The sequence below is a fragment of the Pseudomonas sp. ANT_J28 genome, assembly GCF_008370005.1.
Lineage (GTDB): Bacteria > Pseudomonadota > Gammaproteobacteria > Pseudomonadales > Pseudomonadaceae > Aquipseudomonas > Aquipseudomonas frigoris.
The window spans coordinates 249,923-261,138 of record NZ_VOBM01000001.1 but is presented as its reverse complement, the minus strand read 5'-3'; the positions used below and the strand labels follow the sequence as shown (position 1 = coordinate 261,138).

The following is an 11,216-nucleotide window of genomic DNA, read 5'->3' as shown; positions in this document are numbered from 1 at the left end:
AAGCAGCGCGACTAGAGGAAAGAACCATGAATTAAGGACAGGAAAGGCCTGTTTTTCGACCGACTCATGATTTTTTGAACCTCAAGCAGAGAGGGCATGAAAAATCGGTGGGTACTTCAGACCTTCCCTAGCGATGAGCCAGGCTCCAGGGAGATGAAAACACCTTCCAGATTGACTTCCTTGGAGTCACTGTAGTCTTGCGCGCGACGCTTTAATTTGCTGAGAAGCTCCAGGCGTTCGATATTATCATCTCGACTGTTGTGATCTTGGGGTGGGATATAAGCTGAAGGTCTTGATAAATGTCTTTGAGAGGTATTGTCTGTGTTTCTAGTGGTCATGGTAAATCCATTTATTTTCTACGCGGTATGTTTGACGTATCCTCTTTTAATGTTTGAATGATGACAAGTGGGTGTATGTAAGTGCGTGTTGCACTTGTTGGAAAATAATGACGGCTTTAGTTGGCTGCTGTGTTGTTCGGATGCAAATTCCACTTTGCTATAGCTGGCAAGAAGTCAGGTGATATATTACAGTTTGAAATAATGCTTTTGACTCGAGAACAATCAAGGAAACACGACAACCCCACAGAGCAAAAGGGTTGAGATTGTCGTGTCTTGATTTACTGACTCAGGGCGGCGGGTAGCGTTCTGCAAAACGCCTCATCGGCGGGTGGCGCCTGATTCGGATACGTATCCGGAAGAACCTTGACCATCGTCGTCTCGACAACGCCGTCTTCGTACTCAGCTTCGAAGAACTCTGCGGCCCAACCCACCTTGGGAGCACGGAGAGTCGCCTGGACGTCCATTGCGACCGGTAATGGTTTTGCGGTGTAGCGCACGCCGCAGTTGTACCGGAAGTCCCGGGCCTTCGGGTTGAGCGCTGTCCACTGAGTCGTCCTGATCGGCATTTCGGACAAGGTCAGGTGCAACTTGGTCGATGTGGCGTCCAGGCGCTGTTCCTGTGTCTTTAACCTCGGTGCGGTATTGCCGGTCTGCCTCCGCTTGATATAAGGAATCAGGTTCGCTTCAACAAACGCCCGCACATCGTGGGCGGAATTGGGAATGACCCGAAGTGTATTGTCACCCGGCAGGTCCGCAAGATACTGGCGTGAGGCATCCGGGATGAAGAAGTCATCGCCACTGGCGTTGACGATGTATTTCGGGATCTTCAAGCGGTCGGTGTAGCCGGACAGATTCCGATAGGTCATCGGATCTTCGACCTGCATCAGCTTTTTGAACGGCTCGGTCTTGCGCTGGGCGATCACACCTTGCGAGTAGTAGTCGATGTACGCCAGTGGCCAGTTACCGCCGTAGGCCAGAAACGTCTGGTCGAACACTTTGTCCGTGTTCAAGACGTCGATGACAAACGGCACGATGCTATCGACGCGTGAGTCCGCAAGGGCGGACAGCCATACCGCCCAGCCGCGTTTCGACGCGCCGGTGGCAAGAAAACTCACCACCTGACCTGGCTGCGTTTCCTTTTGCGCCAGGTCCATGGCTTTGACCAGCGCTTCCATCATCGGCACATGCAGCGACATAAAGGGCTGTTGTTCCGGGGTCTGCATAAACAGCTTCCAGCTGTGGGCAACGCTGCCATCTTCTGTACGCGGCACACCGTCATCGCTGTAGGTCAAATACTGGTTGGGGACATTGCTGACAGCCACGACGATCAAACCGGTTTGCCGGGCAATGTTGAGCAGTGTTTGCTGAGAAAAGTTGTTGGGTGCTCCCGGAGACTCACCGGGCAAAGGCTTGTTGACGCCGTCGTTGGCGACCAGCACGGCACGCGTACCCTTGACGTTGTCGGGAATGTACAGGTCGACTCCATGGGTCCAGGCTGCCGGGTCGACTTGACCGCCCTGGCCCCAGGACTGTGACGTCAGCTCGAAGCGCCGGATGTTGACGCCGGGCTGTTGCTCTTGTCCCTTACTGATGTAGCGCAGCGGTTGCGTCGCTTCGGCTTTGCGATAGCAGCTCAACACTTCGCTGAACGCCTGTCCGCTCTGTTCAAAGCAGTGCTGGGGATTGTCGGAAGAGGCTGGCTGGCAACCATATCCGGCGATGAGCATCAGCAATAATCCGCTGATTTTCAAATAACGTGCGTAGCGTTCGGTTCGACTCGGCATGGACTCGGTTCCTTATGAGTGGGATCACCGGTCCAATCAAACGCCAGGCGGGCGGCCTTTTCTACTGTCAAACTTGACAGGTCAGAGCCCAAAAACGCCGAAAAATGCAGCCTTACGTCGATTTATGCAGAAAAGTGGTGGGACCAGGATGCCCAGTCTCAGGCCAGCATGCCTTTGACTTTGTCGCGCAACTGATCAATGGAAAACGGTTTGCCAATCACGTGCATATCTTCGGGCACATCAATACTTTCGGCATAACCGCTAGCAAACAGGATGGGCAGCTCAGGGCGCAGCATCCGGGCCTGGGTGGCCAATTCACGGCCGTCCATCACCGGCAAACCAACGTCTGTCATCATCAAATCGATGTACTGACCTTCATCGTTGAGAAACTCCAGCGCCTGTTCGCTGCCGTCGGCCTCGAGCACCTTGAACTCGAGTTCCTCCAGCACATCGACAATCAGCATGCGCACGATGGCGTCGTCTTCGACTACAAGGATGATGGACGCGGTGGCGGACATAGTGGGGTTCTCAGAGGTTGAATTCGCGGTTGTCGGTCGATCGAAATCGCCGGGCTCTTGCTTGAGTAAGTGACGGAACCGGACAAGTTCCCAGGCGGTAGAAAAAAGAATAGCCGCACAAGTGCTGGCAAGAATAACCGCTCCTTTACGATGGAGCGGTGGAATGTAGGATTTTGCGTGAAAAGATGTCAGAAAATTGGATCAATCCGGCGCTTTTGGGGCAAACTCCCTTGTTTTCAACAGCTCGACAAGGTTTCCCCCATGACATCCGCGTCTTCGGTTGATGAGCAACGATTCCGTAAACTCCTGAGCCGCAATGTCCGCCTGCCGTTGGGTGTCGGCGTGCTCAGTGCAGTGTTCTTTGTTTCGCTGATTACTTATCTGCTGTCGGTGATCCAGTGGGTCGAGCACACCGACCGGGTGATCAATAACGCCAATGAATCGATCAAGCTGACCGTCGATCTGGAAACCGGTATGCGCGGCTTCTTGCTCACTGGCGACGAGCACTTCCTTGAACCCTACGAAACGGCCAAGCCGCGAATCGGTGTCGCCCTCAATACCTTGCTCGAACTGACCGCGGACAATCCGGTGCAGACTGACCGCCTGCACCGGCTCCAGGCCTTGCAGAATGAGTGGGCCACTTACGCGCAGGCAATAATTGAATTGCAGCGCGCCAGCGGCGATTACCGCAGCGCAGTCAAGGCCGGGCGCGGCAAGCGGCTGACCGATGAGATCCGCAAGCAATTCGAAGACGTGATCGACATGGAGCAACAGTTGCGCACCACGCGCAACGAGGAAGTGCGTCGCACCACGATCTGGAGCATCAGCCTTTATCTGTTGTTCATCGCCGGGATCAGCGCATTGCTCGCCTACATTGGCCGTCGGGACTTGCTCAACCTTTCACAAATTTACAGCGCCAACCTCGCCTCGCAACAGGCCAGCGCCCAGCGTCTGGAACAGCAGGCCTGGCTGCGCAATGGGCAGACCGAACTGGCCGAACAAGTGCTGGGGCAACTGTCGCTTAATCTGCTGGGCCGCAACATTCTGCAGTTCTGTGCGCAGTACCTCGGCACCGCCGTAGCAGCCATTTATGTCCGCGAAGACCATGGCGGTCTCAAGCGGATTGCCTCTTATGGTTTCTCTCGCGAGCAGGAAGCGCGCGAACAGCAGATTTACAGCGATGAAGGCATTGTCGGCCAGGTAGCGAATCAGGCTCGCTTGATCCGTCTCGATGACGTACCGAGCGATTACTTCAAGGTCAGCTCCGGTCTGGGCGAGGGGCTGCCGCATAGCGTGCTGGTGGTGCCGACCAGTGACGACGATCGGGTCAACGGTGTGATCGAACTGGGCTTCCTGCGCCCGCTGACGGACCGCGATGTCGAATTGCTTGAACTGATTGCCGGCAACATCGGCACGTCCATTGAGGCCGCTCGTTATCGCCAGCGCTTGCAGGAAGTGCTGGCCGAAACCCAACAGCTCAACGAAGAACTGCAAGTCCAGCAAGAAGAACTCAAGACCGCCAACGAAGAGCTGGAAGAGCAGTCGCGGATTCTCAAGGAGTCCCAGGCGCACCTGGAAACCCAGCAGGTCGAGCTTGAACAAACCAATGAGCAGCTCGCCGAGCAGGCCGGGAGACTGGCCGAGCAGCGCGACGCCATGGACCTGAAGAACACCGAGCTCAATCAGGCCCAGACCCAGCTCGAAGAACGCGCCGAAGAGTTGCAGCGCTCGAGCAAGTACAAGTCTGAATTCCTCGCCAACATGTCCCATGAGTTGCGCACGCCGCTGAACAGTTCGTTGATCCTGGCCAAATTGCTGGCGGAAAACCCTCAGGAAAACCTCAGCGCCGAACAGGTCAAGTTTGCCGAGTCGATCTATTCCGCCGGCAATGATTTGCTTAACTTGATCAACGATATTCTCGACATTTCCAAGGTCGAGGCCGGCAAGCTTGAGATGCGACCGGAGAACACCAGTGTCGCGCGTCTGGTGGATGGCTTGCGCGGGATGTTCCAGCCCTTGGCGACCGACAAAAAACTGGAATTCCAGGTCGAGGTGCAGGCCGGTGCGCCGATGATGATCTTCACCGATCGCCAACGTCTGGAGCAGGTGATCAAGAACCTGCTGTCCAACGCGGTGAAATTCACCGAAAGAGGCACGGTCAGCCTGACGGTCGCCAGCCAGCCCGGCGACGGTATCGCCTTTATCATTCGCGATTCGGGGATTGGCATTGCCGCGGATCAGCAGGACAGCATTTTCGAAGCCTTCCGCCAGGCCGATGGCACCACCAATCGCCGTTACGGCGGCACCGGCCTGGGCTTGTCGATTTCCCGTGACCTGGCCGCCTTGCTCGGCGGTTCCATCAGTGTCACCAGCGAGCCGGGGCAGGGCAGTGTGTTCACGCTGGTTTTGCCGCAGCAATACGTTGAACCGGGCGAAGAGCCTGTCGAACCGATGAGAGCCACGCCGGTGGCCATTACACCGAGAGTGACGCCCGCCGCGCTGGTGCCGTTGATTGCTGATGTCGATATTCCGCGTTTCGACGACGATCGTACCAAGGCGCCCTTCGCCACTCGTTGCATTCTGGTGGTGGAAGACGAGCCGAACTTTGCCAATATTCTTTATGACCTGGCGCATGAGCTGGGTTATCAGTGCCTGGTGGCGCACGGGGCGGATGAAGGTTACGAGCTGGCCCAAGAGTTCATCCCGGACGCCATTCTGCTGGACATGCGTCTGCCGGATCATTCCGGGTTGACTGTGTTGCAACGCCTGAAGGAACACGCTGAAACCCGGCACATTCCGGTGCATGTGATTTCGGTGGAAGACCGGGTCGAAGCCGCGATGCACATGGGCGCCATTGGTTACGCGGTCAAGCCGACCACCCGAGAAGAACTCAAGGACGTGTTTGCCCGCCTTGAGGCCAAGCTGACCCAGAAGGTCAAACGCGTCCTGCTGGTCGAAGACGATGATGTACAGCGCGACAGCATTGCCCGACTGATCGGCGACGATGACATCGAGATCACTGCCGTTGGCCTGGCACAAGATGCGCTGGACCTGCTGCGCACGACGATTTTCGATTGCATGATCATCGACCTGAAGCTGCCGGACATGCTCGGCAACGACCTGCTCAAGCGCATGTCCACGGAAGACATCTGCTCGTTCCCGCCGGTGATCGTCTACACCGGACGCAACCTGACCCGGGACGAAGAGGCGGACCTGCGCAAGTATTCGCGTTCGATCATCATCAAGGGGGCGCGCTCGCCAGAGCGTTTGCTGGATGAGGTCACACTCTTTCTGCACAAAGTCGAATCCAGGTTGTCCCATGAACGGCAAAGGATGCTCAAGACCGCGCGCAGCCGAGACAAGGTCTTCGAGGGTCGCAAGGTGCTGCTGGTGGACGACGATGTACGCAATATCTTCGCCCTCACCAGTGCCCTGGAGCAAAAGGGTGCAGTCGTGGTCATCGGCCGGAACGGCCGTGAAGCGATTGAAAGACTGAATGAAGTCGAGGACATCGATCTGGTGTTGATGGACGTGATGATGCCGGAGATGGATGGCTACGAAGCCACCATCGAGATCCGCAAGGACCCGCGCTGGCGCAAGCTGCCGATCATTGCGGTGACGGCCAAGGCCATGAAGGACGATCAGGAGCGCTGCCTGCAGGCAGGCTCCAACGACTACCTGGCCAAACCCATCGACCTGGATCGCCTGTTCTCGCTGATTCGCGTGTGGTTACCAAAAATGGAACGCATTTAGTGGAACGCAATTTTTCAGTGGAGCGAAATAGCGAAATCGAAATTCGCTTGTTGATCGAGGCGATCTACCTCAAATACAGCTATGACTTTCGCGACTACTCCGGCGCTTCGATCAAGCGCCGGGTCAATCACGCGTTGAGCCAGTTCGAGTGCACGACCATTTCAGCGTTGCAGGAAAAGGTCCTGCACGACCCGACGGCGTTCATGCAGTTACTGCAACTGCTGACGATCCCGGTCAGCGAAATGTTCCGCGACCCTTCGCATTTCCTGGCGATCCGCAAGGAAGTGGTGCCGCTGCTCAAGACTTACCCCTCGATCAAGGTCTGGATCGCCGGCTGCAGCACGGGTGAAGAGGTCTATTCGATGGCCATTCTGCTGCGCGAAGAAGGCTTGCTCGATCGCACCATCATCTACGCCACCGACATCAATCCGCGCTCGCTGGATAAAGCCAAGCAAGGGATTTTCTCCATGGAGAATGTCCGCGCCTACACTCATAACTACCAGCAGGCAGGTGGCCAGCGTTCGTTCGCCGACTACTACACGGCAGCCTACGGTTACGCCATTTTCGACAAGACGCTGTGTGAGAACGTGACCTTCGCCGATCACAGCCTGGCGACCGACAGTGTTTTTTCAGAAACTCAATTAATTTCGTGTCGTAATGTTTTGATTTACTTCAACAAAAAGCTTCAGGATCGTGCGTTCGGTTTGTTCCATGAATCCCTTTGCCATCGAGGATTTTTGGTGCTGGGCAGCAAGGAAACCCTGGAATTCTCGGCCTACGGCAACCAGTTCGAACCGTTGGTCAAACAAGAACGGATTTACCGAAAATCATGAACAGTGCCGCGGATTTACCTTCTATAGAGGCCATCGTGATCGGCGCCTCGGCCGGCGGTGTCGAGGCGTTGCTGAGTATCCTCAGCCCCTTGCGAGAAGGCTTCAAGCTGCCGATCATCGTGGTGTTGCACCTGCCGGACGAACGTCGCAGCCATCTGGCTGAGGTGTTCGCACGGCGAGTCTCCATGCCTGTGCTGGAAGCCCGCGACAAGACGCTGGTCGAAGCGGGAACGTTGTATTTCGCAACACCGGGTTATCACTTGTCGGTGGAGCAGGACCGCAGTTTTTCCTTGAGCCTGGAAGCCCGCGTGCATTATTCGCGACCGGCCATTGATTACCTGTTCGAGTCGGCTGCCGATGCCTACGGTTCAGCCCTGGCCGCGGTGTTGTTGACCGGCGCCAACCGTGATGGCGCCCGCGGCCTGGCCCAGGTCAAGCGTCGTGGCGGCATGACCATCGTCCAGGACCCGGATGAAGCCCAGGTCGCGACCATGCCTCAGGCCGCGCTTGATTTACACCAGCCGGACCACATTCTCCCTATACGCGGCATCGGCCGTCTGCTTGTCGAGCTGGAACGAATCGCATGCTAAGTACTATCCAGGCCAAATTGCTGATCGTCGACGACCTGCCGGAGAACCTGTTGGCGCTCGAAGCGCTGATCAAGCGCGAAGACCGTATCGTCTACAAAGCCTTGTCCGCCGACGAAGCCTTGTCGCTGTTGTTGCAGCACGAATTCGCCATGGCCATTCTCGACGTTCAGATGCCCGGCATGAACGGCTTCGAGCTGGCCGAGCTTATGCGTGGCACGGAAAAGACCAAGAACATCCCGATCGTGTTCGTCAGTGCCGCCGGTCGTGAGTTGAACTACGCGTTCAAGGGCTACGAAAGCGGCGCCGTGGACTTCCTCTACAAGCCGCTGGATATCCACGCGGTCAAGAGCAAGGTCAACGTGTTCGTCGAACTGTTTCGCCAAAGCAAAGCGATGAAGCAGCAGGTCGAGGAGCTGGAGCAAAGCCGCCGCGATCAGGAAGCGCTGCTCAAGCAATTGCAGAGTACTCAGCTGGAACTGTTGCAAGCGGTGCGCATGCGCGATGACTTCATGTCCATCGTCGCTCACGAAGTCCGCACGCCGCTCAATGGCCTGATCCTCGAAACCCAGTTGCGCAAGATGCACTTGGCCCGGGACAACGCCGCGGCGTTCACCCTGGACAAGATGCACGCGATGGTCGACCGCGACGAGCGGCAGATCAAGAGCCTGATCCGCTTGATCGAGGACATGCTCGATGTGTCGCGCATTCGCACCGGCAAGTTGTCGATCCGACCGACGCGCTTCGATCTGTCGGCGCTGGTTCGCGGCTTGTTGCAGAACTTTGCACCGCAGATCGATGCTGCCGAGTCCTCGGTCACCCTGGAGGCCGGGCAACCGGTGGTGGGCAACTGGGACGAATTTCGCATTGAACAGGTGATTTCCAACCTGCTGACCAATGCTTTGCGCTACGGCGCCAAGAGTCCGATCACCGTTAAGGTGTACAGTGAGAGCGGTCAGGCTCGGGTGGAAGTGCGCGATCTCGGGATTGGCATCAGCGAAGAGAACCAGAAGCGTATTTTCCAGCAATTCGAACGTGTCACGGCCAAACACGCTGTCGCGGGGTTGGGTCTGGGATTGTTTATTTCCGAGCAGATTGTGGCCGCCCATGGCGGTTCCATTACCGTCGAAAGCCGGATTGGCGAAGGCGCCTTGTTTCGCGTTTGTCTGCCGCTGTAGGAAAACAGCCAGATAAACGCAACCTCTGATCGACCCCACGGTCGTATCAGCAGCTATTGACCGAACAAAGGCTTCCCATGAGTGAAGATGCACAAGACGTCGTATTGATCGTCGAAGATGACCCCTCGATTTTGATGGTGCTGTCGGCCTATCTGTCGGGTGAGGGCTACCGGGTATTGCAGGCCGAAAACGGCGAGCAGGCCTTCGAGATTCTATCGAGCAAACCGCACCTGGACATGATGATCACCGACTTCCGCCTGCCGGGCGGGATCTCTGGCGTGCAGATTGCTGAACCTGCGGTGAAGTTGCGACCGGAGCTCAAGGTGATCTTTATCAGCGGTTATCCGCAGGAGATCCGCGAGACGGACAGCCCGATCACCCGTAAAGCACCGATTCTGGCCAAACCGTTTGATCTGGATGTACTGCAAGAGCTTATGCAGGAAATGCTTTCCTGATGCAGGACGCCGTTCGTTGACCGACGCCCTTTCAGTGGTTCAACGTTTTACCTGATCCGCTGCAATGTAGGTGAATACAGCATCAGTCGTTGAGGTGGGCATCGTAAGTTTTATGATCGGAACCACCGCTCCACCGGTTTTGGCGAAGTAGTCTGTCTGATCATGTTGTGCGCCAGGCAGCCCACCCGGGACGTAGAAAAACGCCTCGATGGGAAGTTCGCGTGGAATGTTTTGCGGCCAGGTGGCAAGGATCAATTCGATGTACTCATGCCGGCCTGCCATGAAATTACCCAGGTTATGGGCTCGAATGGTTTGATAGAACGAGTCGGCACCCAGATTATTCATCGAATCGCGCACATCAAAACTGCACAGCGCATTGTTTGTTCTGAAGTTGGCCAGCCATTGATCACCGGTAGTTATGCCTTGTGATTGGCAGCGATTGCTGCGAGCGGGCCTAGGTTTGTAAGGACCGCAGCCTGGATCCTCTCGTTGGTCCGTTGCACCGTCTATAGGAAACGAACATAGCACTTCGATCTGCCGCGTACCGGTGGGTCTTGCCAGTACAGGGGCCAATACGAAGCCATTTTTGTACAGGTACACCATGCTGGCGAACTTGGCGTCCTTCCTCAAATATGAAAAAGATACGCCTCCGCTGGTTTGTGAGCGTGGGCTAGGGTTCCAGCTCGAATACTGGGTCGACGGGACTGTTGCGCGCAGCATTATGCCCGCGCACAGAAATGCGGGCATCGAAGCCTTTCCACAATTTTGGCGAGTGTCGCTGTAACGACTGGTCAGGTTGGCTGCGACCGCTGCACCACTGGCCGTTGCTGCGGATGAATACGTATCTGCACTGGAACCCGACCCCATGGTCCCCGAGAAGGTCCGTTCGACTGGCGGTGGTGGTTCTTGATGTTCGTGGACCTGGCAGCCCGAAAGGGCAACCATCAGTACAAGAGCGATTATCTTCTTCATGAGTTTTCATCCCTTGAATGTTGAGCTGCCTATGGCAGGCGAGCGCAGAGTCGCCTGCGAGCAGGCGCGCTGCTTACTTCAGGGGGGATTAAATCCAGAAAAACATACGTCGAATAGCTGTCAGAGTTGACAGGTGACAGGCTTCAAAACTAGGCCTAGGCTTAGCTGTTGTGTGATGACACTCAATGAAACAGGGCTTGCGCCGATGTTCGCTTTGACTCAAATCGATCAGTCGGTCCCTGGCTTCGTACTGTCGTCGACGTCCGCGCAACGCGGTGGTCCCCAGACTGATCAATGTTACGGGTGAAAAGGGCACTCAAGAAAAGTTACGTTCCCCAGTTGTGGCCCGTAGCGCGACGCCGGGTTTTGTTCCGGGCCGCCATGATTTGGCTGTCGCGACCCAGCGGCGCGAGAATAAACGCGCACTCGGACATCGCTTCCTGGGTGGGTGACCCCCGCACGCGGGTTCCACTCTGAACAAGCCATTCGATCTTGAGGTGTTGCACAGACAGATTCAGGAGATGGTCCAGACCGGTGCGTCGGCCATCACCCGACCTTCGGTCTTGTTGTAGAAGTCCCGCTGATCATGCTGCGCTCCCGCCAGACCGCTGTTGAGGTGCGTCTGATGCCACGGTGGATCGCAACATTACCCCGCGGCACAGAAAGGCCGGCATTGAGTTCGTACCGCAAGTGAGACGAGTATCGTTGTATTCCACGGTCGGTTCGGCCGCGACCGCTGCGCCGTGTTGTTGGTTGTGGCGGCGATACCGGACTCAGCTTGCACGGCCCGCCTGGGCG

8 protein-coding genes and 1 pseudogene are annotated in these 11,216 nt (G+C 56.5%); 5 read left to right on the top strand and 4 right to left on the bottom strand.

Going from position 1 to position 11,216, the window contains the following annotated elements:
- Nucleotides 1-616: 616 nt before the first annotated feature.
- The gene (locus FQ187_RS01015) at nt 617-2,122 is read right to left on the bottom strand and encodes a PhoPQ-activated protein PqaA family protein (RefSeq protein WP_149628070.1); all 1,506 of its coding nucleotides are present in this window, start codon (nt 2,120-2,122) and stop codon (nt 617-619) included.
- Between the two features lie 158 nt (nt 2,123-2,280).
- Nucleotides 2,281-2,640, bottom strand: coding sequence for a response regulator (locus tag FQ187_RS01010; protein WP_149628069.1), 360 nt, complete (start codon nt 2,638-2,640; stop codon nt 2,281-2,283).
- A gap of 261 nt (nt 2,641-2,901) precedes the next feature.
- Here FQ187_RS01010 and FQ187_RS01005 point away from each other — a divergent pair, with 261 nt between their 5' ends.
- The 5 genes from FQ187_RS01005 (at nt 2,902) to FQ187_RS00985 (ending at nt 9,446) form a co-directional block, all read left to right on the top strand.
- Nucleotides 2,902-6,393 (top strand): response regulator, encoded by a 3,492-nt coding sequence (locus tag FQ187_RS01005; protein WP_149628068.1) that lies wholly within the window; start codon nt 2,902-2,904, stop codon nt 6,391-6,393.
- Entirely contained in the window at nt 6,393-7,226 is an 834-nt protein-coding gene (locus tag FQ187_RS01000) for a protein-glutamate O-methyltransferase CheR (protein ID WP_149628067.1), read from the top strand. Before FQ187_RS01005 ends, FQ187_RS01000 begins: the two co-directional genes overlap by 1 nt.
- Nucleotides 7,223-7,816, top strand: a complete 594-nt coding sequence (locus FQ187_RS00995; protein WP_149628066.1) for a chemotaxis protein CheB — start codon at nt 7,223-7,225, stop codon at nt 7,814-7,816. The genes FQ187_RS01000 and FQ187_RS00995 overlap by 4 nt, the downstream gene beginning before the upstream one ends.
- Complete coding sequence (locus tag FQ187_RS00990; RefSeq protein WP_149628065.1) at nt 7,810-8,991, top strand: hybrid sensor histidine kinase/response regulator; 1,182 nt, start codon at nt 7,810-7,812, stop codon at nt 8,989-8,991. The genes FQ187_RS00995 and FQ187_RS00990 overlap by 7 nt, the downstream gene beginning before the upstream one ends.
- 77 nt (nt 8,992-9,068) lie before the next feature.
- The gene (locus FQ187_RS00985; protein ID WP_008146959.1) at nt 9,069-9,446 is read left to right on the top strand and encodes a response regulator; all 378 of its coding nucleotides are present in this window, start codon (nt 9,069-9,071) and stop codon (nt 9,444-9,446) included.
- Nucleotides 9,447-9,485: 39 nt separating this feature from the next.
- Here the strand turns inward: FQ187_RS00985 and FQ187_RS00980 are convergent, their stop codons facing one another.
- A complete protein-coding gene (locus FQ187_RS00980; RefSeq protein ID WP_149628064.1) occupies nt 9,486-10,418 on the bottom strand; it encodes a halovibrin HvnA in 933 nt (310 codons plus the stop codon).
- Between the two features lie 202 nt (nt 10,419-10,620).
- Nucleotides 10,621-10,805: pseudogene (locus tag FQ187_RS00975) on the bottom strand (hybrid sensor histidine kinase/response regulator); the annotation flags it as partial.
- Nucleotides 10,806-11,216: the final 411 nt, after the last annotated feature.